At 74.4% G+C, this 23383-nt stretch carries 21 protein-coding genes and 2 pseudogenes; 12 read left to right on the top strand and 11 right to left on the bottom strand.

Going from position 1 to position 23383, the window contains the following annotated elements:
• The first annotated feature begins 103 nt into the window (after positions 1 to 103).
• Positions 104 to 802: an SDR family NAD(P)-dependent oxidoreductase gene (locus ACIQVT_RS13365; protein ID WP_403751541.1), complete on the top strand. Its 699-nt coding sequence runs from the start codon at positions 104 to 106 to the stop codon at positions 800 to 802.
• A 64-nt stretch (positions 803 to 866) separates the two neighbouring features.
• Here the strand turns inward: ACIQVT_RS13365 and ACIQVT_RS13360 are convergent, their stop codons facing one another.
• On the bottom strand, positions 867 to 1058 hold the full coding sequence (locus ACIQVT_RS13360; protein ID WP_403751799.1) for a hypothetical protein: 192 nt from the start codon (positions 1056 to 1058) through the stop codon (positions 867 to 869).
• Positions 1059 to 1231: 173 nt separating this feature from the next.
• Between ACIQVT_RS13360 and ACIQVT_RS13355 the strand changes: the two genes are divergently transcribed.
• Entirely contained in the window at positions 1232 to 1660 is a 429-nt protein-coding gene (locus tag ACIQVT_RS13355) for a hypothetical protein (protein ID WP_403751539.1), read from the top strand.
• A 241-nt stretch (positions 1661 to 1901) separates the two neighbouring features.
• Here the strand turns inward: ACIQVT_RS13355 and snpA are convergent, their stop codons facing one another.
• A complete protein-coding gene (snpA, locus tag ACIQVT_RS13350) occupies positions 1902 to 2588 on the bottom strand; it encodes a snapalysin (protein WP_403751537.1) in 687 nt (228 codons plus the stop codon).
• A gap of 181 nt (positions 2589 to 2769) precedes the next feature.
• On the opposite strand from snpA, the gene ACIQVT_RS13345 reads away from it, so the two are divergent.
• Positions 2770 to 3783, top strand: coding sequence for a LysR family transcriptional regulator (locus tag ACIQVT_RS13345; RefSeq protein WP_403751535.1), 1014 nt, complete (start codon positions 2770 to 2772; stop codon positions 3781 to 3783).
• A gap of 88 nt (positions 3784 to 3871) precedes the next feature.
• On the opposite strand, the gene ACIQVT_RS13340 is transcribed toward ACIQVT_RS13345, so the two are convergent.
• Complete coding sequence (locus ACIQVT_RS13340; RefSeq protein ID WP_403751533.1) at positions 3872 to 4690, bottom strand: class I SAM-dependent methyltransferase; 819 nt, start codon at positions 4688 to 4690, stop codon at positions 3872 to 3874.
• Between the two features lie 633 nt (positions 4691 to 5323).
• Here ACIQVT_RS13340 and ACIQVT_RS13335 point away from each other — a divergent pair.
• Entirely contained in the window at positions 5324 to 6094 is a 771-nt protein-coding gene (locus tag ACIQVT_RS13335) for a DUF4097 family beta strand repeat-containing protein (RefSeq protein WP_403751531.1), read from the top strand.
• A gap of 139 nt (positions 6095 to 6233) precedes the next feature.
• Positions 6234 to 6410, top strand: coding sequence for a hypothetical protein (locus tag ACIQVT_RS13330; protein WP_403751529.1), 177 nt, complete (start codon positions 6234 to 6236; stop codon positions 6408 to 6410).
• Positions 6411 to 6448: 38 nt separating this feature from the next.
• Here ACIQVT_RS13330 and ACIQVT_RS13325 read toward each other — a convergent pair whose 3' ends face one another.
• From ACIQVT_RS13325 to ACIQVT_RS13310, 4 genes are all read right to left on the bottom strand, one after another.
• The gene (locus ACIQVT_RS13325; protein WP_403751527.1) at positions 6449 to 6982 is read right to left on the bottom strand and encodes a hypothetical protein; all 534 of its coding nucleotides are present in this window, start codon (positions 6980 to 6982) and stop codon (positions 6449 to 6451) included.
• Complete coding sequence (locus ACIQVT_RS13320; protein WP_403751525.1) at positions 6979 to 7257, bottom strand: hypothetical protein; 279 nt, start codon at positions 7255 to 7257, stop codon at positions 6979 to 6981. Before ACIQVT_RS13320 ends, ACIQVT_RS13325 begins: the two co-directional genes overlap by 4 nt.
• Before the next feature lie 165 nt (positions 7258 to 7422).
• The gene (locus ACIQVT_RS13315) at positions 7423 to 8616 is read right to left on the bottom strand and encodes an acyl-CoA dehydrogenase family protein (protein ID WP_403751523.1); all 1194 of its coding nucleotides are present in this window, start codon (positions 8614 to 8616) and stop codon (positions 7423 to 7425) included.
• Between the two features lie 64 nt (positions 8617 to 8680).
• A complete protein-coding gene (locus ACIQVT_RS13310) occupies positions 8681 to 8932 on the bottom strand; it encodes a hypothetical protein (protein WP_403751521.1) in 252 nt (83 codons plus the stop codon).
• Between the two features lie 1174 nt (positions 8933 to 10106).
• Between ACIQVT_RS13310 and ACIQVT_RS13305 the strand changes: the two genes are divergently transcribed.
• The gene (locus ACIQVT_RS13305) at positions 10107 to 10430 is read left to right on the top strand and encodes an STAS domain-containing protein (protein ID WP_403751519.1); all 324 of its coding nucleotides are present in this window, start codon (positions 10107 to 10109) and stop codon (positions 10428 to 10430) included.
• Here ACIQVT_RS13305 and ACIQVT_RS13300 read toward each other — a convergent pair.
• A complete protein-coding gene (locus ACIQVT_RS13300; protein WP_403751517.1) occupies positions 10383 to 10751 on the bottom strand; it encodes an STAS domain-containing protein in 369 nt (122 codons plus the stop codon). The two genes, ACIQVT_RS13305 and ACIQVT_RS13300, sit on opposite strands and share 48 nt — an antisense overlap.
• On the bottom strand, positions 10751 to 14902 hold the full coding sequence (locus tag ACIQVT_RS13295; protein WP_403751515.1) for a SpoIIE family protein phosphatase: 4152 nt from the start codon (positions 14900 to 14902) through the stop codon (positions 10751 to 10753). Before ACIQVT_RS13295 ends, ACIQVT_RS13300 begins: the two co-directional genes overlap by 1 nt.
• A gap of 345 nt (positions 14903 to 15247) precedes the next feature.
• Between ACIQVT_RS13295 and ACIQVT_RS13290 the strand changes: the two are divergent.
• The 5 genes and pseudogenes from ACIQVT_RS13290 to ACIQVT_RS13270 all read left to right on the top strand — a co-directional run.
• Positions 15248 to 15586 (top strand): annotated as a pseudogene (locus tag ACIQVT_RS13290) (PP2C family protein-serine/threonine phosphatase); the annotation flags it as partial.
• Between the two features lie 154 nt (positions 15587 to 15740).
• Positions 15741 to 15857: a SpoIIE family protein phosphatase gene (locus ACIQVT_RS13285; RefSeq protein WP_403751797.1), complete on the top strand. Its 117-nt coding sequence runs from the start codon at positions 15741 to 15743 to the stop codon at positions 15855 to 15857.
• Between the two features lie 102 nt (positions 15858 to 15959).
• Positions 15960 to 16126: pseudogene (locus tag ACIQVT_RS13280) on the top strand (hydrophobic protein).
• A gap of 757 nt (positions 16127 to 16883) precedes the next feature.
• Entirely contained in the window at positions 16884 to 17111 is a 228-nt protein-coding gene (locus tag ACIQVT_RS13275) for a DUF5133 domain-containing protein (RefSeq protein WP_403751513.1), read from the top strand.
• 22 nt (positions 17112 to 17133) lie between these two features.
• Positions 17134 to 17595, top strand: coding sequence for a DUF6098 family protein (locus tag ACIQVT_RS13270; RefSeq protein WP_403751511.1), 462 nt, complete (start codon positions 17134 to 17136; stop codon positions 17593 to 17595).
• 81 nt (positions 17596 to 17676) lie between these two features.
• Here ACIQVT_RS13270 and ACIQVT_RS13265 read toward each other — a convergent pair whose 3' ends face one another.
• Complete coding sequence (locus ACIQVT_RS13265; protein ID WP_403751509.1) at positions 17677 to 19092, bottom strand: FAD-binding oxidoreductase; 1416 nt, start codon at positions 19090 to 19092, stop codon at positions 17677 to 17679.
• Between the two features lie 91 nt (positions 19093 to 19183).
• Positions 19184 to 22423 (bottom strand): AfsR/SARP family transcriptional regulator, encoded by a 3240-nt coding sequence (locus ACIQVT_RS13260; protein WP_403751507.1) that lies wholly within the window; start codon positions 22421 to 22423, stop codon positions 19184 to 19186.
• A gap of 174 nt (positions 22424 to 22597) precedes the next feature.
• Between ACIQVT_RS13260 and ACIQVT_RS13255 the strand changes: the two genes are divergently transcribed.
• The gene (locus tag ACIQVT_RS13255) at positions 22598 to 23338 is read left to right on the top strand and encodes an esterase/lipase family protein (RefSeq protein WP_403751505.1); all 741 of its coding nucleotides are present in this window, start codon (positions 22598 to 22600) and stop codon (positions 23336 to 23338) included.
• Positions 23339 to 23383: the final 45 nt, after the last annotated feature.

Genomic DNA, 23383 nt, shown 5'->3' with positions numbered 1-23383 from the left:
TCCCGCATCCCCTGTGGTGGGGGCCGGCGCGAGGGTGGTACGGGTCTTCCTACCGTCGCCGCGTCCCTGGTCCGGCTCCGCGATCGGGGCCAGGATCGAAGACATGACGATCACCTTCATCACCGGAGCGAACAAGGGTCTCGGCCGTGAGACCGCCCGCCGTCTGATCGAGTGCGGCCACACCGTGCTCGTCGGCGCCCGTGACCGCGAGCGGGGGGAGGAGGCCGCCGCCGCGCTCGGCGCGCGCTACGTCCCCATCGACGTGACGGACGACGCGTCCGTGGCCGCCGCGGCCGCTGACGTCGCCGCGCACGAGGGCCGGCTCGACGTCCTGATCAACAATGCCGGGGTGCACGGTGCCGTCGGCGATCCCGGCGACCTCACCGCCGCCGACGCCCTCGCCGTCCTCGACGTCAACGTCATCGGCGTCATCCGCACCACCACCGCGTTCCTGCCGCTGCTGCGCCGCTCGGCGGACCCCGTCGTCGTCAACGTCAGCAGCGGCATGGGCTCCCTCGCGCTCACCCACGATCCCGCCCGGCCCGAATCGCACGTGGTCGCACCGCTCTACACCGCCTCGAAGGCCGCGCTGACCATGCTGACCACGCAGTACGCCAAGGGACTGAGGGGCATCCGCGTCAACGCCGCCGACCCCGGCTACACCGCGACCGACCTCAACGGCCACAGCGGACCCCAGACCGTCACCGAGGGCACGGACGCGATCGTCGCCCTCGCCACCGAGAAGCCCGGCGCCGGCACCGGGCGCTTCGTCTCCCGCGAGGGAGAGATCGCCTGGTCGTGAGGGGCCGGCGGCCGGCGGGGGAGACGCCGCGGGAGTCGAACGTCCCGCTGCCGCCGAGCGGTCCTCAGCGGCGCCGGGCGAGGGTCACCCCGTCGCACATCGGCAGCATCACCGACTCCACCCGCTCGTCCGTGGCGATCAGGTCGTTCAGGCGCCGCATCGCCACGTGGCGCGGCTCCTGGAACGCGGGGTCGAGGACGCGACCACCGAGGAAGACGTCGTCCGGGGTGTGGCCGCCGAGGCGCGCCCCGTGGATCCCGCGAGCGGGGAGGCGTACGGACTGCTGGTCGGCTTCTTCCGTGCCGACGTGCCCAGTCTGGGTCCGGACGACGGGGCCCGACCCCCCGGCGGGTCATCTCCCGCCGCCGGCGCGGCCCTTGGGTGGGCGCCGGGACGTTTGCCCGTGGCGCGGCGGGCAACGCGAAGCCCATGACTGAATCGAACAGCGGGACGACGCGAAAGTCCGGCCAGGACCAGGGGACCGCCTCGAAGGCCCGGCGGACGGCGGACAAGGCGACGGCGCCGGCGGGTCGCGCGGCGAAGAAGACCGCCGCGGCCTCCGACGACGCGACATCGGCCGTGAAGGCCGGCGCCGGACGGACGGCGGAGGTGACGGGCGGAGCGGTCCGCACGGCGGCCCGGGGCGTCGAGACCGGCCGTCAGGCGCTGGTCACGGCGTCGGGTCAGGTGGCGACGACCGCCAGGACGGCGTGGACGGTGGTCGCTCACCGCAAGCTGGTCGCCGCCGGTGTCAGCGCGGGCCTCACGGCGGTGACCGTGGCCTCGTACGCCATGGGCCGCCGGGCCGAGCGGAGTTCGCACGGGCCGCTCACCCGGCTCACGCAGGGCCGTATCTGACACATGGCCGGCGCACGCGGGCGGACGTCCCGCGCGAAGCCGTGCCGTGGACGTACGGGCGGGCCGGCGGGGCCTGCCGTGCCACGCCCCCTGCCCGCCGACGCGGGGCCCGGCCTTCACCGATGAAGGCCGGGCCCCGCGTCGTGCACGGCGGCGGCACGGGCCGCGGGTCGGCGCCGCGGTCCGTACCGCCGTGACGGGGCCGGCCCGTGGGGGAGGCCGGCCCGCTCGTGGGGCCGGGTCAGCGGACGCTGTCGACCTTGGCGAGGGCCTTGGCGAGGCCGTTGGCCCACAGCTGGTTGACCCGGGCACGCTCGGTGCTGTTCGGGTACCGGTTGGTGCAGGACGTGCCGGGACCGCCGCCCGACATCAGCTCGCTGCACGGGCCGCTGTAGTGGTCCGGCAGGCCCAGCACGTGGCCGGTCTCGTGGGCGGCGACCCGGATCGAGTCGTACTGCCGGTTCTGCGTGTAGTCCAGGAAGACGTACCCGCTGCCGTGGCCGTCCGTGGAGGCGTACGAACCGCGCGAGTCGTTGCCCTCGTAGTAGTTGAAGTCGGCGCCGCCCGACGTCGCCTGGAGCTTGACGTTGGACACGGAGCTGTTCCAGATGGAGGCGGCGCTCGATATCTGGGAGCGGAAGCTCGGCGCCTGGGCGGCGTTGTAGTAGACGGTCACCACCTTGAGGGAGGGCTGGGCGGCCTGTCGCTTGGCGACCGACTTCATCACGGCGTCGAAGAACGCCTTGTTGCCGGCGTTGTCGCTGGAGCCGACGTAGCCGGCGGCGGTGGAGCGGGCCGGTGCCGCGGCGGTGCTGTGGGCGGTCGCCGGGCCCGCGGTGCCGAGTGCGGCGGTGGCCAGGCCGACTCCGAGCGCGAGGGCCAGCAGTCGTCTGTTCATCGGGCCGGTGCTGGTGCGGAACGACGTCATGGGGGGCTCCTACTCGTCCTGTGGGGTTGAACGATCGGTTGCCAGTGAGTCTCCGGCAGGCCAACGGGACGGCGGATGATGGCATTCGGGGATTGCACGGGGCTATCGGCGGCCGACTCGTCCACTTTCGTTGGAACTTGAACATCTGGTGCGGTGCCGCACGCCCCCTTACGCTCCCCCCATGGAGCTCGAGGTGAGGCATCTGCGCGTTCTCTGCGCCATCGCCGACAGCGGCAGTCTGCACAAGGCGGCACGTGAACTCGGCCTGGCGCAGCCCTCGCTGAGCACTCAGCTGGGGCGTGTGGAGCGGGCACTCGGTGCGCAGCTCTTCGTGCGCTCCCGGACCGGCTGCCGGCCGACCCCGCTGGGGTTGGCCGTGCTGAGCCGAGCCAGGCCGCTGGTGGCGGAGTTCGCGGCGCTCGTCACGGAGACCAGGGCGGCCGCCGCCCGAGCCGCCGGGGGGTTCCAGCTGCGCATCGGCGCCACGGCGAGCCGGGCCATCCCGGGCTGGCTGCGGCTGCTGCGGGCACGGATCCCGCGGGTCGAACCGGCGCTGGAGATGAACGTCTCCGCCAACGCCCTGCTCGGCATGGTCGCCGCCGGCCGGCTCGACATGGCGTTCGTGCACGAGGTCGAGGGCAGTCCGCTGCGGGTGCCGCCCGGCCTGTGCCTGCGCGTACTCGTCGAGCGGGAACCGCAGTTCGTCACGCTCGCCGCGGACCATCCGGCGGCGGCGCGGGAAGAGGTGGGCCTGGCCGACCTGTCCGGGGACCGCTGGATGATCGACTCCACGGTCGACGGCGAGTGGGACGCCCTGTGCCGGGTGCTGCGGGCCGAGGCCCTCGACGCCGAGATCCTGCACGGCGACTATCTCACCGCCTATTCGCTGGCCGCGATCGGCGAGGTGGTCACGGTCAGCCAGCCGACCGCCTCCCCCCGCACCGACGTCGCCATCCGCCCCCTCAAGGGCGACCCGATAGGGGTACGACTGCTCCTCGCGGCCCGCACCGAGGACGAGCTGGACCACGTCTACCCGGAGTTGGAGACGGCTTACTGGGCAGTGGCCCATGAGGCACCGGCCTACCGGCGGTGGCTGGAGCGCGCGCACCCGCCCGGCTTGGCCGCCTGCCGTGGCCCGCTCGGGTCGCCGGGACCGGCGCGGTGGCCGGTCGCGGCCGACCTGCGCACGCCGTGAAGGCCTGACCCGGCGCCGCCCGCCTCGTCGCGCGGGGCCGCCGCACCCGGGCGGCCCGGGCCCGGTGACGGGCGGTCGGGGCACCGGGTCAGGGCCGCTGCCCCCAGGCCATGACCATTCCGGGGCCCAGCTCGGCGAGCCGGGGCGAGGCCAGATAGGCGAGGGCCTCGTCGACGACGGAGGCGTCCACCAGGCCGGTGTCCTCCAGGGCGGGCCGTGTCCGGCTCAGCGTCTCGGACCAGAACCGCGCAAGGGCGCCGCCGGCGACCAGCGGAGGGACGTGCATCTCCGCGCCGACGTGCCGCAGTCCCTCCTCCCGCAGGAAGTGCGGGTACGCCGGGACGGAGGAGGTGTCGGTGCCGATCGTCGACCGCAGCGCCTCCCACAGGGCGTCCATGGTGCGCCGGTAGGCGGAGGACGTGTCCAGGGCGTCGGGCACCTCCAGGGCGTCGCCCAGCAGCAGCCGGCCTCCCGGGGCGAGCCACCCGACGAGCCGTGTGATGAGCCGGCGGCGCTGGGGGAGGTGCATCAGGACGAACCGGGCGTGCACGAGGTCGAAGCTGCCGGGACACAGGCTCTCGTCGGTGAGGTCGCCGGTGACCACCCGCAGCCGGGGGTCCGCGGGGACGTCGAGCCGGCTCGTGTCCCGGTCCAGGGCCACCACCTCCTCGACGCCCGCCTCCTCCAGCAGCCAGCGCGCCACGGTCCCCGTGCCGGCGCCCACTTCGAGGCAGCGGCTGCCCGGTCCGGCGCCGAGGGCCCGCAGGCGGCGCGTGGTCACGGGGTCGTAGACCAGCGCGGCGGCGTCGAGCCGGGCGCCCTCTCCGGGGCGTTTTGGTTCGAACAGGTCCTCGCCGTAGTGGCCGTCCCCGCCGGAGGCCCCTTCCCGGGGCCGTGGCGTACTCATGCCGTGACCTCACGCCTCGTCGGCCGTGACGTGCCTCGCTGCTGGGAAGGGAGCATCGTCCCACCATGGACGCGTGCCTCCCGGTCACCGCCGGATCGCGGCCCCGCGCCCCCGAGTCCCATCCGAACGGCCGAGCCGCCGGCCCCCCGGCCCGCAGGCCCAGACCCTGGCTGGCTGGCTGGCTCACCGCGGCCGGGGCCCGGCTGGACGTACGCGGAGCCGGGGGCGGATGGCTGGACGATCCGGAGGCAGTCGGCTCGCGTACACGGGCCGGGGACGGGCGGCTGGACGTACGCGGATCCGGATGCGGTCGGCCCGCGTACACGGGCCCGGGGGCGGGCGGTTGAACGTAAGCGGATCCCGGGGCGGGTGGCCGGACGTTCTCACGGAGCCGGGGGCGGTCTGCCTGCGTACACGGGCCCGCGGGTGGGCGGCTGGACGTACGCGGAGCCGGGAGCGGGTGGCCCGCCACACGGGTGCAGGGGCGGCCGGCCGGACGCAACACGGAGCCGGGGCCGGACGGCCGGACGCAGACGGGCCGGGGGTGGGCAACCGGAGGTACACGGACCCGGGGCGGCCCGGAGCGGGCGTCGCGTCGTCATGGCGGTCCCGGGTCGGGGCACTTGTAGGCGCATGAAGGTGACCGCGACAAGACGACTGCCCCGCCTGGCCGTTGCCCTGGCACTGCTGTCCCTGGCCGTGTCGTGCGGCGGCGGGCACCACGGCGACGGCGGGGCGACGGCGGCGCCGGGACCGGCCCCCGGCGCGCTGGGCGACACCCTCGTCATCAGCAGCGACAACGGCCTGCGGCTGCGCCCGGCCGACGGCCACCGGGTGACCGTCGACGACCGTGTCGGCCACGGCGACCGCCACTGGTCGCACCGCGACGGCACCTGGGTCCTGGACCTGTCCTGCGACGACCACGACCGGGACGGCACCCCCTGTCCCCGCATGCCCGAGGTGGAGGTCCCCGACGGCGTCGGTGTCACGGTGACCGCCCGCAACGCCGGCATCGACGTCGTCGGGGTCGCGGCCGGCCTGGACCTCACGACGGTCGACGGCGATGTGACGGTGACCCGTTCGGGCCGGAGCGAGGCCGTGACCCGGCTGGCCACCCGCAACGGCTCGGTGCGCGCCGTCGCCCTCCACGCACGCCGGCTGACGGCGGCCACCACCAACGGGGACGTCACCCTCTCCTGCGCCTCCGCGCCCACGGCCGTCACGGCGACGACCACCAACGGCTCGGTCGGCGTGACCGTCCCGCACGACAGTCCCGCCTACCGGGTCACCGCGGCGACGGCCAACGGCCGCGCCACCGTGGACGTTCCGCGGCGGGACGCCGGCCAAGGACCCGCGATGAAGCTGGGCACGGTCAACGGCGACGTCGTCGCGCGCCGGGAGTGAACGGCGGAAGCCGGCCCCACCGGACCGGCTTCCACGGCTTCTCCCGGGCCTGGCCCTCCGTCAGGGTGTGGCCGCTCCGGTCAGGGGCATCCGCAGTGCACCGAACGCACCACCACCCGGCATCGAAGGGATCAGCATCATGTTGTCCATCGTCTCGGCGGTCCTGTTCTTCATCGCCTTCCTGGTCAACGCGGCCGACATCTCGACCAACGACACCTTCACCTCGACGAACATCATGCTCCTCGGACTGACCGTGCTCGCCCTGCACCTCGCGGGGGTGGGCAGCGGCTGGACGGCCCGGGGCCGCAGACACTGACCGGCGCACGCGAACGCCCGGCACCCCGACCGGATCCGCTACCGGGGTGCCGGAGCCGGTTCCCCGGCGCGCAGCGCGGCCTCCATGGTGCGCAGCCGCCGGTGCACGCGGTTGCTGTGGTAGGTGTTCCAGCCGACGAAACCGACCGTGAGCACCGCGAAACCGACCGCCTGCCGCACCGTGCCGGTGAGCGCCATCAGCAGCGTCACCCCGCCGAACAGCACCGCCAGTACGACCAGGGCCCCCACCCGGTGACGCATCCGGTGCAGACGCTGCGTCACCAGCTCGCGCATGGCCTCGCGTTCCTCCGGTGCCGACGGCACCTCACCTCGGCGCAGCCCGGCGTCCAGCTCCGCCACGGCCTCGGCCGAACCGCCGGCGGCCCGCTGCTCCCGGCGGCGCCGGCCGAGCACGACGGCGACCGCGCCGACCGAGGTGAGGGCCGTGCGGAGCACGACCGACACCACCGACTGTCCCGGGAAGAGCAGCAGGATCAGGCCCACGGCCACCGCGAGCGACAGGGCCATCTGTGCCCACAGGTGCCGGGCGAGGAACAGGCGGACGCCGTTCACCGCCGCTCCCCGGTGACCGAGCGCGCCCGGCGCCGGACGGCCGACAGGCGTACCGCGAGCGCCACCGCCAGCAGGACCCACGCCACCGCGGAGTACGTCCACCGTGCCGATCCGTGCAGGAAGCCGAGCGATTCCAGCACCGCCCACGCCGCCAGCAGTACGCACAGGCAGGTCCAGGCGATGTCCGAGAGGCGGGCACGAAGTTGCTCGCGCTGTCTCGTCCCGGGTTCGAGGGCCCCGACCGTGGGGGCCTGAGAGGCTTTCCGTGACGTCACGGGCCTCCTCCTTCCGTCGTCGTCCGGGCTGCTCGTACCCCGCGTCCGCCCCGGCACGCGGCCCAAATCCCCTACGTACGACGGAAGTTGACATTCCGGTGTCGGGGGTACGGCGCCGGCCGTCCAGGACGGCCGGCCGGAGGGCCGGCGCGGTACCCGCGCCGGTCAGACGAAGGCGCTCTCCCCGGTGATCGCCTTGCCGACGATCAGCGTGTTCATCTCCCGGGTGCCTTCGAAGGAGTAGATGGCCTCCGCGTCCGCGAAGAAGCGCGCGACGTCGTAGTCCAGGACGATGCCGTTGCCGCCGAAGATCTCCCGGGCCCAGGCCACGACCTCGCGCATACGGCCGGTCACGTGCGCCTTGGCCAGCGCCGAGTGCTCGTCCCGGAACACCCCGGCGTCCTGGAGACGGGCCAGCTGGAGCAGCATGCCCCAGCTCGACGTGATGTTGCCCAGACTCTTCACCAGCAGGTCCTGGACGAGCTGGAAGCCGGCGAGGGGCCGGCCGAACTGCTGCCGCTCCGTCGCGTAGCGCAGGGCCAGTTCATAGGCCCCGACCATGACCCCGAGGGCCTGCCAGGCGACACCGCTGCGCGTGGCCCGAAGGATCTCGGCGACGTCCCGGAAGGAGGACACGTTGTGCAGCCGGTCGGACTCCGCCACACGGACGTCGGTGAGGGTGATGTCCGCGTTCTCGACGATCCGCAACGACGTCTTGTGGGCGATCTTCTCCGCCGTGAACCCCTCCGCGCCCCTGCCGACGACGAACCCCTTGACCTGGTCGTCGGCGACGTCCCGGGCCCAGACGACGACGTGGTCGGCGAAGGTCGCGTTGCCGATCCAGCGCTTGGCGCCGTTCAGCACCCAGCTGTCGCCGTCGCGCCGGGCGGTGGTGCGCATGCCGGCCGCGATGTCGGAACCGTCGAGCGGCTCGGTGAGCGCGAACGCCCCGACGGTGTCCATCCTCGCCATGCCCGGCAGCCAGCGGTCACGCTGGGCCTGGTCGCCACCCAGCTGTATCGCGTACATCGCCAGCCCGTTGTGGACGCCGAAGAAGGTGGCGACCGACGCGTCGACGCGGCTCATCTCCATCGCCATCATCCCGGTCAGCAGATGACTGGCGGCGGGACCCTCGCCGCCGTACCCCTCGTACGCAAGCCCGACCAGCCCGCTCTCACGGAACCGGCTGATCAGCTCCTCCGGGAAGGTGCCCTCGGCCCAGTGCTCGGCCACCAGCGGCCGGACCTCGTCCCGCATGAACGCCCGCGTGCGGAGGAGGACCTCGCGTTCCTCCTTGGTCAGCGCGGACTCGAAGTCGTAGAAGTCGGCGGCGTTCGGCTGTTCCGTGAGTGAAGTCATGGGGCCCTTCTTCCACGGTTGCGGCCGGCGATGCCCGGGCCACCCCGGGCGCCGCCGCACGCCGTCAGGCCTGGTCGGCGCCCGGGGTCACCATCGCCTTCGGCCGGCTGCCCGAGTGCTGCGGACCCGCCTCCCACAGGCGCCACGTCGACCAGAGCAACGCGACGAGGAACACGGCGAGCAGCGCCAGCAGCACCACCGTCTGCCGCGCCGACCCGTCGTCCCGGAACATCTCCCACAGCAGACAGAAGGACCACGCCGCCACACCGCCCGCGTACACGGCCCTCAACTGCCGCAGCTGACTTACCGAACCCATCGTCACCCCTCCGGGGAGTCGCGTCGCCTCGTCCTGCCGGTACCCAGCGGGCGCGACTTCAGCACACGCGAAACCGGCCGTTGCGGTCCGGACCTCCCCGGGCCGTCCGACGGGAGGGGGTCCGCGCCGGCGCCGCGGGCCCGGCGGACCGTCGACGGGCCGGCCGCGACGCCGCTCCCGAAAGGATGAACGGCCCGGTGGCGCGGCGTGTCACAAGCACCCGCCGTTCATCCTGGGGTTCGAGGACCCGGGGGGCGTCAGGACTTCCCCCGGACCGACAGTGACCCCATGGCTCACGAGGAAACGGGCGGTCGGCTCGAAACGGGGGAGGGAGCGCGGGGGGCGAGGTGGCCGACGTGGTACGGCGTCGCCGCCCGGCACGGCCACGCCTGCCGGGCGGCGGGCAGATCACAGTTCACCGGGGTGCCCGGCGTCCAGGCCGCTTCGCGGACCGGCGGCCGCCGACGCCGGGCACGGGCGCGCGCCGGTGAGGTGGCCGGCGTCTCACCGCACCGCCCACTGGGCGCGCCCACATGGGTACAGGCCGTCCACCCCGCGAGTGAGGCGGACGCCGAGCCCGGGCCGGGCGTGCCGCTGGGCAGAGCGCGGATGAGGTGACCGATGAGGCACGGCACCGCCGGTGCCCGGTGATCCACACCCACATCGGGCGGCGCACAGTGCCGGTCTCCGCCCCGCGGTCGCCCCGACGCCGCCACCCGGAGTTCCTGTCCCTGCCGGGCGGCGCGCAGGGGCCGGTCACCGGGGTGTCCGGCGTACGAGACCGGTGGCCGACGCCGGAACGTGCGTGCTGCTGGGCAGGAGGTGGGACGGCGACGGCTGACGCGCCACCGCGCCGCCCGCTGCGCGCGCCCACCTGGCTACCCGGGGTCCGCCGCGCCGCTGAGAACGGGACGGGCGGGGGAGTGGGGCGGTGAGGGCTGCCCGGCACCGGCGTTCGGCCGCTGCGGGCGCCCGCAGACGTGCCCGGTGTTCGTGCCGGCCGCCGACACGCCGCCGTCGGGCGGACAGCGGCCCCCCGTCATCGGGCAGGCAGCGGCCCCCGTCGTCTGCCGACCGTGGGGACGGCCCCCGGGAGGGCGGAAGTCGGCCGGATGTGCGCCGGGTAGCCTGGGTACCCGACAGCGGGCACCGCACGGGACGGGGAGGTGGGACGTTGCTGCACATCACTGAGACTCAGGGCGACCGGGCCAGGGCGGAACTGCCCGAGGACGTGGATCTCTACACCACGTCGTCGCTGCGGACGACGGTCGAGGGCCTGATCGAGGCCGGGTGCCGTCACCTCGTCCTGGACGCCTCGCACACGCAGCACATGGACTCCACCGGTGTCAGCGCCCTGGTGGGCTGGTACCAGCGGCTGGACACCCTGGGCGGCTCCCTCAGCGTCACCGGACTCGACGACGGCCTGCTCCGCATGTTCACGATCCTCGGGCTAGACACCGTCATGACGCTCACGCCCGGCAAGACCCCGTCGCTCTGACGGCTGCCCCCCTGGAGTGCCCGGCGTTGAGGCCCGCACCGGGTGCACCGGGACCAGCTCGGTGAGGCCCGAGATGCTGAGCAACGGGGCCAGCAGTTGCGGTACGACCAGTTCCAGTCGGGTGCTGTGGGCGAACAGCACGTTCAGGCCCGCGCTGTCGAGGTACTCCACCCCGGCCAGATCCACGACGACCCGCCCGGGTATCCCCTCCAGGGTCGTGGCCAGCGTGTCGGCGTTGCTCTGATCGATCTCGCCGACCACCGTCAGCACGGAGGTGCCGTCGGCACGCCGGCCCCGGGTCAGCGTGAGCGGGATGGTCATCAGGTGATCCTCGTCTGCATCTCGACGACGGTGCCGTCGGGGCCGGGTGTGACGGTGACCTGCTGCATCAGCGCGCGCATCAGCTTCAGCCCGCGGCCCCGGTGCCGGTTCAGCTCGGGCTGGGGGACCTTCCAACGGCCGGTGTCGGTGACGGTGACCAGCAGGTCGTGCGTGTGGGCGAGCCCGCTCAGCCGGATGGTTCCCCCGGGGCCGTCACGGTGGCCGTGTTCGATCGCGTTGGCGCACGCCTCGCCAGCCGCGACCATGATGTTCTGGACGGTGTGCCGTGGCAGTCCGCACTGGTCGAGCCAGTCGCGCAGCGCCTGCCGCACCGAGGTGAGCCGCGCGGGCTCGGCGGGGAACGTCACCTCGAGCGGAGCGGGATGGCGGTAGAGCAGCAGGGCCACGTCGTCCTCGTACCCGCCGTCCGGTTCGAGGCGCCGCATGATCTGCGTGGCGAGTTCCTCCACCGCCGTGTCCCTGCCTTCGAGCACGGCTCGGCCTGCGTGGTCTATGCCGGCGGCCAGGGAGCGGCGGCGCCGCTCGACGAGCCCGTCGGTGTACAGGAGCAGGGTGGAGCGGGCCGGCATCGTACGGACGCCTTCCGGACGCGTCCGGCCGGGACGGACCGCCAGGGGCAGGGCGCGGCCCTCCTCCAGCAGCTGGACGGTGCCGTCGGGGGAGGCGAGGACTCCCGGCGGGTGCCCCGCGCTGGAGTAGACCAGCCGGCCGGTCGCCGGGTCCAGGACGCCGCAGAACACGGTCGTGCACAGGGCGCCCGGCACCCCGGCGGCGAACTGGTCCAGCGCCATCAGGGTGCGGGCGGGGCTCGGCTCCTGGAGCAGCAGGGCGCGGCAGGCGCTGCGCAGCTGCCCCATGACGCTGGCCGCCGTCAGACCGTGGCCGACGCAGTCGCCGACGACGATGCCGATGCGGCCGTCGGGCAGGGGCACCGTGTCGTACCAGTCACCGCCGACCTCGAGCGGTCTGGTCGCGGGTTCGTAGCGCACGGCGAAGCCGTCCGGGAGCAGCGCGGGCCCGAGGATGGCGCGCTGGAGGGCGATGGCCGTCTCGCGCTGCTGGTCGATCTGGTGGACCCGCACCAGGCCCTGCGCCAGGTGCCCGGCCAGCAGGGTCAGCAGCAGTTGGTCCTCGCCGGTGAACGGCCGGCGTTCGCCCAGGTCCACCAGGAGCGTCAGCGGGCCGTGCGGGTGTTCCAGCAGGATCCCGGCCCCGCCGGGGGCGGCGACCGTGGTGAGTGTGGGCTGGTCCCGAAGCCGCTCCAGGAAGTCCCTGCGCCGGGGGGCCATGGCCGGCCAGGACAGGGACGGGTCGGTGGCGGTCACGGCCGGTTCGCCGTGCCGGCCGAAGATGGCGGCCAGCACGGTCCGGGCCCGCCACAGTCGCCTCAGCTCGTGCAGCGCGCCCGAGAGCGCGTCGGACAGGCTGGTGGCCTGCGAGAGCCGGGTGCTCAGGGCCGCCAGGGCGGTCTCCCGCTGGATGGCGTAGTGCTCGGCGGTCACGTCCCGGAACGTGCCCACGGTCATCCGGCGCCCGGTGTCGGGGTCCTCGGCCTGGTTGAACGTCGCGCTCACCCACAGCTGGTGGCCGTCGCGGTGGCGTACGGGCAGGGCGTTCGTCTTGCGCGCCCCGCCCGCCGTCAACGGCCCGAACGCGGTCTCGGCGAGCCGGTGACCGTCGGGGTCGGTGTCGGGGTCGGGCCACCACGGGTGCACGGGCCGGTAGGGCAGGCCCTCGGGCGGGTAGCCGAGCATGTCGGTGAACGCGGCGTTGGTCTCGATGACGGTGCCCTCCTCGTCACAGACGAAGAAGGCTTCCTGGAGGGAGTCGATGAGGGCGTTGCGCCACCGCAGGTGATGCGTGCGCAGCCGGGCCAGTTCCACGTTGGCGCGGACGCGGGCGAGCAGTTCGGCGGCGGCGAACGGCTTGACGAGGTAGTCGTCGGCCCCCGCTTGCAGGCCCTCGATGGAGGCTTCCTGCCCGGCGCGCGCCGACAGCAGCAGCACCGGCACCGAGGCGGTGCGCGGGTCGGAGCGCAGCGCGGCGACCAGCGCCAGCCCGTCGAGGCCGGGCATCATCACGTCGCTGACCACGAGGTCGGGCGGGTCGGCGCGCACGGCGTCCAGCGCGCTCATCCCGTCGGTGACGGCCGTGATCCGGTACCCGGCGCCCGACAGCAGGCGCTGGAGGTACTCGCGCATGTCGGCGTTGTCGTCGGCGACCACGACACGTCCCGCCGCGCGGTGCCCCGGGGTGGTCTCCGACGCCGCCTCCAGCGCCCGGGCCGCCTCGAAGGAGGCGCTGTCCGGGAGCCAGCGCAGGGCCTCCTGCACGTAGGGGTCCGCGGCGGCGGACACCGTGGCGCCGCCGTCCGCCGGGGCCACGCTGTCGGCGGGCAGGTGCGCCGTGCCGAACGGCAGCCGCACGGTGAACGTGGTGCCGCGCTCCTCGACGCTGTCCGCGGTGATGGTGCCGCCGTGCAGGCCGACCAGCTCCCGCACCAGCGCCAGGCCGATCCCGCTGCCCTCGTGGGACCGGGAGCGCGCGTTCTCGATCCGGTGGAACCGTTCGAACAGCCGGGGCATCTCCTCGGCGGGCACCCCTATACCGGTGTCGGAGACGGTGACCCGCGCCCCGTCGCCCTCGGCGCGTACGGCGACCCGGACGGTGCCGTCGAAGGTGAACTTCAGCGCGTTGCTCAGCAGGTTCAGTATCACCTTCTCCCACATGCCGCGGTCGAGGTACACCGGCCGGCCCAGGGGCGGGCAGTCCACGTCGAACTCCAGCCCCGCCTTGTCGATGGCGGAACGGAAGACGCTGGCCAGCTCCGCGGTGGCGGCGGCCAGGTCCACCGGCTCGTACGTCGCCTGCATCCGGCCGGCCTCGATGCGGGAGAAGTCCAGCAGCGCGTTGACGAGCTTGCCCAGGCGCAGCCCGTTGCGGCGGACGACCTCCAGCCTCTCGCGCAGCCCCGGGTCGTCGTCCCCCCGGGTGAGCAGCTCGTCCACCGGTCCCATGATCAGGGTGAGCGGGGTACGGAACTCGTGGCTGATGTTGGAGAAGAACGCCGTCTTCGCCCGGTCCAGCTCGGCCAGCTCCTCGGCCCGGCGCTGCTGCGCCTCGTAACCGCGCGCGCTGCCGATGCCGGTCGCCACGTGGCCGGCGACCAGCTCGACGAAGCCCTGGTAGGTGTCGTCCAGCGGCCGGAACGGGTTGAGCCCGGCCACCAGGAAGCCGTACGGCGGATCGCCCTGGCGCAGCAGCGGCACCACCAGTGCCTGTACGGGCGGCCGGGGCCAGGCGCCGGGTGGCAGACGGTCGTACGGCGGACCGCTCAGCGGCACCCGCGCGGGCTCCCCGTCGGCCAGCCGCCCCGCCGGCCAGACGGCCCCGGGACCGTCGCCCGGCAGGACCACGGGCGCGGCGGGGTGGCCCGCTTCGATCCCGGTGACGGCCGCCAGCCGCGCCGAGCCGTCGTCCTGGAACAGGTAGGTGCAGGTGAACGGCAGGTCCCGCGGGTTGCGGGTGAGCTGGCGGGCGACGAAGTCCAGCATCTCCTGCTCGGTGCGCACCACGCTCGGGTCCGAGCCCAGGTCACGCAGGGTCGCCATCCGCCGCTCACCGACGACCCGGGTGGTCTCCTCGCTGACCACGCACAGCATGCCCACCACGGCACCGCCGTCGTCCCGCAGCGGGCTGTAGGAGAAGGTGTGGTACGTCTCCTCCCGGTACCCCGACCGCTCCAGGAACAGCATCAGCGCCTCGTCCCAGGTGGCCTCGCCCGTGGTCATCACCGAGCGGACCCGCGGGTCGAGGTCGTCCCAGACCTCCGCCCACACCTCGGGGGCCGGCCGGCCGAGCGCCCACGGGTACTTGTCGCCGAGCGTGGCGCGGCGGTAGGCGTCGTTGCAGAAGAACGTCAGCTCCGGTCCCCACGCCATCCACATGGAGAAGCGGGACGACAGCAGGATGCTCACGGCCGTCCGCAGGCTCTGGGGCCATTCCTCCGGGGGGCCGAGCGGGGTGGCGGCCCAGTCCACGGCGGCGAGGTCCGTGCCGATGAACTCGTCGGCGGAGAAGACGCCGGCACGGGCCCCGGGCCCGCGCTCCGCATCGTCCCGTCCAGCCATCCGCCGCTCCCTCGCTCCCGGTGCCGTCGCCCTGCGGTGGGTCGTCCGCGCGCCGGGCACGATCGATCCGCCATCCCCCTCGTGCCCCGAAGGTCACCCCGCTCACCTGCCCGGACGCTCGCGTTCGGCGCGCACTCCAAGACTCTCCCACGTTTCGCGGTGCCACCGGCCCCGACGGCGGGAGCGGCGGTCGCGGTGGCCTCCGGCACAGGTCACCGTGGTGGCGTGTGCTTTCCTCGTCACGTACGGTGAGGCCATGGCCTAAGCTTCCCGATCGCCGGAACCGGCCCGTGGCGGTAGGGGCCGGGCCCACGCGCTGCCCTCGTCCGCGACCTCCAGTCCGGCCTGCTCCTGCCCGACCTGCCGGACATCCCCGGCGCCCAGCTCGCCGCCTTCTACCACCCGGCCGGCGAGGGGCTGGACATCGGCGGCGACTTCTACGACGTCGTCCCCCGCGGGACCGGCAGCTGGGCGTTCGTCCTGGGCGACGTCTGCGGGCGCGGTGCCCTCGCCGCCGCCACCGCCGCCCTGGTACGTCACACCGCCCGCGCCGTCGCCGGGCTGCTGGAGGACCCCGTCGACGTGGTCAAGGCCGTCGACACCGCCCTCAACGACCGCTTCGCCCACCAGAACAACGGCTTCGTGACCCTCGTCCACTGGCATCTGACGCCGGGCCCCGACGGGCTCGCCGTGCGGCTCGTCCGGGCCGGGCACACGCCTCCGCTGCTGCTCGAGCCGACCACGCGGTGGACGCCGTCGAGGTGCCGGGCGGGCTGCTCGGCATCCCGCCCCGGCTCACGGCCCGCCGCCCCGGCACCTCCGCCCCGGCGAGAGCCTCCTGCTGTACACCGACGGCATCACCGAGCGCCGGGCCACCGGTGCCGAGCAGTACGGCGAGACACGGCTGGCCAAGGCCCTGGCCGCCGCCCCGCGCCGGCCGGCCCCGGCCGGTTGAGAACGACCCCGTCGCCTGCCCCGTACCGGCGAAAAGTAACGCGTCCTTTGTGGGCTTGTAGAGATGAAGTAAGGGCACTAGGTGGCCAGGAGGTTGATGACAATGGTTCCCCTGCTTCTCGTCTGCTGGCCCTGATCCTCTTCGGCGCGGGTTTCGCGCTGAAGGCGCTGTGGTGGATCGCGGTGATCGTCCTGATCGTCTGGCTGCTGGGCTTCGTGGTCCGGTCCGCCGACGGCGGTGGCCGCAAGGGCCGCTGGTACCGCTGGTGAGCACCGGCCGTCCGGCGCGCGGACGTACCGCGTGAGGTGTGCGGAGCGAGTGGGGCCCGGCCGGGAACGGCCGGGCCCCACCGGTGTCCGGCGGCGACGCGGAGGAGACCGGGGGAGAGAACGGGCTTATCGGACGCATCCGGGGGTATCCGAGCAGAGCGCCGGCCTTCGCAGCATCCGCAGTGGAACCTGCACCTCCTAATACTGCGGGGGCCGGCGCACCCTCATGCCGGCGCGATGACGCGGTACTTCGCCCGCCGGTGCAGCGCGGGGTCCGGTCCCTGACCGCGGGTGCGCGTCATCGCCGTAGGCTCCCGGCCGCCGCTCGACCGGACCGCGGCCCGGTCCGCCCGGCCCCACCTCGTGACGGCGGCACCGCCCGCCACGCGGGCGTCGTCACGGCGCCCACCACCGTCGACCGGCCCGGCACCTGGGCGGGGACCGCAGCGCCCAACGTCCCAACCGCCCCTGGTGGCAGACGGGCGCCGCCCGACGTTCCCTCTCGCACGAACCCCGCGGCCGGCGCGCCGACTTGGCGTGCCGGCCTTGTTCGGCCCGCCCGTCGGCCCGGTGGACCGGACAAGGGCCCCTCCGGCCCCCGGCGACGCGGTCGTGGCCGGCCGGGTCCGCTCCTCATGAGCCGCCCGTGCCGCGACCGCGGGGCGGCGTCCCGGAATTCGGGGGAGTGGAGGCGGCGACCGTGGGAACACGATGCATGTACACACCATGTGAATCACGGCGCTCAGGAGACCTCCCGATGCTCATGGCACACCCCGCGGTACTGACCAACCTGCTCGAACAGTACGAGACGCTGCGGATCCTGCACGCCGAGGACGGCAGCCCCGAGGTGCGCCGGCGGATGGACGACGTCGCCTACACGCTGTGCGTGTCCACGGGCACCCGTGACATCGAGACCGCCCTCGTCGCCGCCCGCCATCAGCTGCCCGGCGCCCGCACCGAGGACGACTCCCTCCTCATCGCCTGACCCTCGCCCGATCGCCAGTGCCATGAGTACCACCGCCGAACTCCCCCTCCTCACCGGCCTCGACGAGCTGACCCGGCTCGTCACCGGCCGCCGCGGCCTCTACGTCCGCTGGTCCCGCGGCCCACGACGCGACCTGCCGCGCACGAGCAGCAGGGACGACCTGACCGGCATCCGACTGCCGGGCCTGTCCGCCAGCTGCCTCGACATCGAGGACTGGTGGGGCGACCGGCCCCCGGTCGTCTGGGTCGCCCGCCGGCTGTACGACTACTGCCACCTGCCCCGCGTCAAGGACCCCCGCACCCGGCCCTGGGTCCTGCACGGCCGGGAGGCGGCCCGTGGCCCGGACAACGAGCCCCTGGTGACCGATGTCGAACCGCTCGGCTGGATCGCCGATCCCGTCATCACCGAGGCCTGCCGCATCATCACCGAACAGCCCGGCCGCTGGGGCACCCTGGACCGCGACGGGGCGGACGGCAGGGTCTGAACTCAACCGCCCCCCTCCCCGGTCGCATGCGGACACCCCGGGACGGCGCGCGGCCGCTCCGGGGCGCCCGTCCGGGCCGGTTCAGCCGGCCGCCGCCGAGGGCCTGATGTTCTGGTTCAGCCGGAACAGGTTCGTCGGATCGTAGGCGTCCTTGACGCGCACGAGCCGTTCGTGGACCTCGCCGGGGTAGGAGGCGCGCACCTTGTCCGCGTCCGCGTCGCCCGTGAAGTTGACGTACACGCCGCCACCGCCGTGCGCGGCGATCTCCTCCCGGGCGCCCCGGGCCCACGCGACGTGGTCGTCGAAGCCCGCCGCCACGGGGGAGCGCGCGATGACGTTGCACAGCACACTCGCCTCCCGCCGGCTGAACGCCGTGGCCCCGGCCGGAACCCGGGCGAAGGCACCGCCGAGCTGGTGCATGTGCAGCTCGCAGAACGGGGTCGGGGTCATCAGGTGCTGCCGCAGCAGCGCGTCGACGACCGCGTCGGAGGGCTCGATGAACGTCGACGTGAAGTAGTTGTGCGCGCCGGCCGTCCACAGCGGGTCCAGCAGCGACTGCATGTCCGTGTACGGCATGGGGCCGAGCACGTCGGCGATCGGCGTCCCCAGGGTGCGCAGCGGGGCGACGGCCGCCTCACCGGCGGCGGGGGAGCCCGCGTACATGGCGGCCAGCACGACGACCCGGGTGCCGTGCACCTCGACGGGCAGGAACGGCACCGGAGGGGCCGTGGTCAGGTTGATCAGGGTGGTCAGCTCGTCCGGCATGTCCGCGATCAGCTCGCGCCACCGGGTGACGACCTGCCCGGCCTGGTCGACCGGGTAGACGATCAGACCGGCCAGGACCTGCGGGCCGACGGGGTGCAGGTCGTACTCGAGCGAGGTGACGACCCCGAAGTTGCCGCCGCCGCCCCGCAGCGCCCAGAACAGGTCGGGGTGCTCCCGCTCGTCGGCCCGCACCACCCGACCGTCGGCGGTGACCACCTCGGCCGCCGTCAGGTTGTCGGAGGCCAGCCCGTGGCGCCGGAGCAGCCAGCCCACCCCGCCGCCGAGGGTGAATCCGGCGATCCCGGTGGAGGAGATCAGGCCGCCGGTCACGGCCAGACCGAAGGCCTGCGTCTCGTGGTCGAGGTCGCCCCAGGTCAGGCCGGCCTGGGCGACGGCCCGGCGCCGCACCGGATCGACGACCGCGCCCCGCATCCCCGACAGGTCGATGACGATGCCGCCGTCGCAGGTCGAGAACCCGGCGATGCTGTGCGCTCCGCCGCGTACCGCGACGAGCAGGTCCTGGCTGCGCGCGAACTCCACCGCGCGCAGCACGTCGGCGGTCCCGGCGCAGCGCACGACGAGAGCCGGACGCCTGTCGTGGGCCGCGTTCCAGATCGCGCGGGCCTCGTCGTAGGAGGCGTCGCCGGGACGGACCACCGAGCCGCGCAGCCCCGCCTCCAGCTCACCCAGGGTGGCGTCACCCAGGACGCCCTTCGTCGTGTCGACCGACATGATGGCCTCCGTACGTCTGTGCCTGGCAGGACACTCAAGGACCCTAGGCACCCCCGCTCAACAGCCGCTCAGCAGCCGTTCAGCGGCCGTGTCACGCCCAGGGCGCGGTGCGTTCCAGCACGGCCGCGCCCCGCGGGTCGCCCAGGCGGGCGAACAGCTCCCGCGCCCGGGCGGCGGCGGCCCGGGCCGTGTCACGGTCACCGGCCCGCCACGCCAGCCGGGCCAGCATCAGGGCGACCCAGCCCGCGGCGCACGCGGAGCCGGCCGTGTGCTCCAGCCGCAGGGCGCGGGTGAGCAGGGCCCGCGCCCGGGCCGTCTCCCCGGCGGCCCGCGCCACCAGGGCGAGGTGCAGCAGGCTGTTGGTGGTCCCCGGGATGTCGTCGGTCTCCTCGAAGTGCGCGAGCGCGCCGGCGATGGACACGCGCGCGCCCTCGGTGTCGCCGCGGGCCAGGCGCAGCAGACCGAGGCAGCCCAGGGTGATGTCCTCCTCGCGGCGGTCGCCGAGCGTGCGCCTGATCGCCAGGGCCGCGTCCAGGTGTTCCCGAGCGGCCGCGTAGACGCCCCGGCTCCGGCAGATGTTGCCCAGGAGGTTGAGGGCCAGGGACCGTCCGTACGGGTCGGCGAGCGCGTGGAAGCAGGCCGCGCTGTCCTCGGCCGCGGCGACGGCGGCACCGGCGTCGCCCTCCAGCCGGGCCGCCCAGGCCAGGTCGGCCAGCAGGTACCCGCGGGCCCGGGCCGCGCCGACCGCCCGGCCCGTGAGGACCGTCTCCTCGAAGAACAGCGACACCTGCCCCGCCCGGTCCTCCTCGCTGACGTAACCCGGCGTCATGACCACCAGGAACGGCCCGGTGTCCGCGGGTACCTCCGCCAGCAGCCGCAGACCGCGCTCGCACGCCGCGCGGGCCTCCGCCCCGTCGCCCCGGCACACCGCCCACACCCCTTCGGCGTGCGCGGCGGCGGCGAGCACCGAGGGTGCGTCCGCGTCACGGGCCAGAGCGCACGCCGTGTCCAGCGCCTCGCGGGCGGGCTGCCACGCCCCGCTCATCCACAGCAGCACGGCCTGCTGGTAGCGGGCGTACGCCGGCGCCGCCGGGTCCCGCCGCCGCTCCTGGACGCGGACGATGCGCGCGCCGATGTCCGCCAGGGGAGAGCCGTCGCCGAGACGGACGGCGAGCACCCCCTGTCCCATCAGCGCCCTCGCGCGCTGCGGGCTCGGCCCGGGCGCGGCGGCCAGCGCGGCGTCCAGCCAGCGCCGCCCCTCGGCGAGCCGTCCCCGCTCGGACCAGAACAGCCACAGCGCGACCGCCATGCGCAGCGCGGTCGGCGGATCGCTGCGCAGCAGCGACGACAGCGCGGCGCGCAGATTGCCGTAGTCGGCCTCCAGCTCCAGTGACGTCGCCCCCGACAGTCCGGTGGCCGGCTCGCGGTCCCGCCGCTCGGCGAGCTCCAGGTAGAAACGCCGGTGCCGGGCCTCGGTGGCCGCCAGTTCACCGGCCGCGCGCAGCCGCCCGGCCGCGTACTGCCGGACCGTCTCCAGCAGCCGGTAGCGCACCTCGTCCGGCCGTGGCTCCACCGACACCAGCGACTTGTCGACGAGCCGGCCCAGCAGGTCGAGCACCCGCCCGGGGCCGGCGTCCCCGGCACCCACCTCCTGCGCCGCGGCCAGCGGGAATCCTCCCGTGAAGACGGCGAGCCGGCGCAGCAGACACCGCTCGTCCGCGTCGAGCAGCCGGTGACTCCACTCCAGGGCCGCCAGCAGGGTCTCCTGCCGGGTCACCGGGCGGCGGCTGCCCCGGCCAAGCAGCGCCACCGCGTCGTCCAGCCGTTCGACGATCTGGTGGGGGGCCAGCACCCGCACCCGGGCCGCGGCCAACTCCAGGGCCAGCGGGATGCCGTCGAGCCGGAAGCAGATCTGGGCGACGGCCGCCGCGTTGTCCGCCGTCAGCCCGAACCCCGGGCAGGCCTCACCGGCCCGCTCCACGAACAGCCGTACGGAGGCGTAACCGCCCAGCTCCGCCAGGGACGGCAGCCGGTCCGGGTCCGGCAGACTCAGCGAGGGCACCCGGAAGGTCCGCTCCCCGTAGCTGCGCAGCAGCTCCCTGCTGGTCGCGAGCACGGTGATCCCCGGACACCGGGCCACGACCTCGGACACCACCGCGGCACACGCGTCGACCAGGTGTTCGCAGTTGTCCAGCACCAGCAGCAGCTCCCGGCCGCACAGCTGGGAGACCAGGGACTCCCGGGCCGACCCCGACGCGGGGAGCTGGAGTCCGAGGACGGCGGCGACCGCGTCCGGCACCAGGTGCGGTTCGGTCAGCGCGGCGAGGTCCACGAACCACACCCCGTCCCGGTACGCGCCGGTCAGCCGCTCGGCCACCGCCAGCGCCAGCCGGGTCTTGCCGCAGCCGCCGCTCCCCGTGAGGGTCAGCAGCCTGGACCGGCCGAGCAGCGCCTCGACCTCGGCCGTCTCCCGCCGCCGTCCGATCAGCGGGCCCGGCTGCGCCGGCAGATTGTGCCGCGGCGCGACCCGCTCGCCCTCCCGCGGCGCGGCCCGCCGCTCCTCCTGCCGCTCCTCCCGCGGCTGGACGGAGCCGGCCAGCAGCGTGCGGTAGAGGCGGCGCGTGCGCGGGTCGGGGTCGGCGCCGCCGTCGCCGAGGAGCGCGTCCCGCAGACCCTCGTACACGGCGAGCGCCTCCCGGCGCCGGCCGGCCGCCGCGAGCGCCTCCATCAGCGCGCGGGAGGCCGGTTCGTGCAGCGGGTCCGCGGCCAGCAGTGTCCGCAGCACCTCGATCGCCTCGGCCGTGCGGTCCTCCCGCCGGAGCGCCTCGGCCAGTCTCCACCGCACCGCCGCGCACCGCACCGCCAGGGCGTCGGCCGCCTCCCGTGCCCACGGCTCGTATCGGTCCTCCGGCAGCAGACCGGGCCCGGCCAGGGCCAGCGCCGCCCCGAGCTGTGCCGCGCCGCCGTCGTGGCAGGCCCGCCGGGCCGCCTCCTCGAACTCCTCGACGTCGATCCGCACACCGCCGTCGGGACCGAGCAGCACCAGGTCGTCACGGAGCACCAGGACCTCACCGGCCGCCCCCGTACCGGTCAGCGCGCGCCGGGCGGCGTACAGCACCTGGTGCAGGTTGTGCGCCGCGGCCCGGCGCTCGAGATCCGGCCACAGCAGGTCGTAGAGGCGCTCGCGGTGCACCTGGTGCCCAGGCGCCAGGCTCAGCACCTTCAGCAGGCTCCGCGCCTTGCGCAGCCGCCACGCCCCGGCGGTGACCGGACGGTCCCCGACCGCCACGCCGAAACCGCCGAGCAGTCGGATGCGCACGTCACCGGCCATGGCTGCCTCACCCAGCAGACTACGCCCGGCCCGGCACCGGCGGCCCGGCCGTACGTCCGCGGACGCGCGGCGGCAGGCGATGACTGGTGATTTCGCCGATGGCTCCCGGGCCCGCCCTCACGACGCTGGTCGGGTCAGGCACCCGCACCCCCACATCCTCGCCAGGAGGACCCCATGCCCCGCCGCTCCCCGCGTCCGCTCGTCGGCGTCCTCGCGACCCTCACGGCCGCGTTCGCCCTGCTCACCCCGGCGTCCACGGCCACCGCCGCCGTGACCGCGTCCCCGGCCGCCGCGCGGCCGGCCGGCACGGCCGCGCACCCGCTGTCGACCACCACGCCCGTCGTCTTCGTCCACGGCTACACCGGGAACGCCTCCAACTGGGTCACCGCCATGAGCGTCTTCCGCCTCAACGGCTGGTCCAGCTCGAACCTCTTCGCCTACGAGTACGACTCCTACGGCGACAACGTCACCAACGCCCGGGGTCTCGCCGCCTTCGTCGACAACGTCAAGGCGCGCACCGGCGCGAGCAAGGTCGCGATCGTCAACCACTCGATGGGCGGCCTCGTCAGCCAGTACTACCTGAAGGTGCTGGGCGGGAACACCAGCGTCAGTCACCTCGCCTCGATCGCCGGCGCCAACCACGGGACCACGGCCGCCGGCGCCTGCCTCGTCTACACGACCTGTCAGCAGATGTACCCGGGTTCCTCGTTCATCTCCCAGATCTCCTCCGGCGACGAGACACCGGGGACGACCAGGTACGCCACCTGGTACTCGGCGTGCGACGGCGTCATCCTGCCGTACACCAGCACGCGGCTGGACGGCGCCACGAACAACAACGTGCCCTGCCAGACCCACCTCGGGTACCTCACGGACACGGTCGTGCTGGGGCAGATAGCGCGCTTCGTCGCCTCCTGACCCGGCCGGCCGCCGGCCCGCGCGGGGCCGCACGGGGCGACCGTC

Origin of the sequence: Streptomyces sp. NPDC100445 (assembly GCF_044759735.1) — a bacterium.
Lineage (GTDB): Bacteria > Actinomycetota > Actinomycetes > Streptomycetales > Streptomycetaceae > Streptomyces.
Note: the sequence above shows the minus strand (reverse complement) of the source record. Positions and strands in the feature narration are given on the sequence as shown.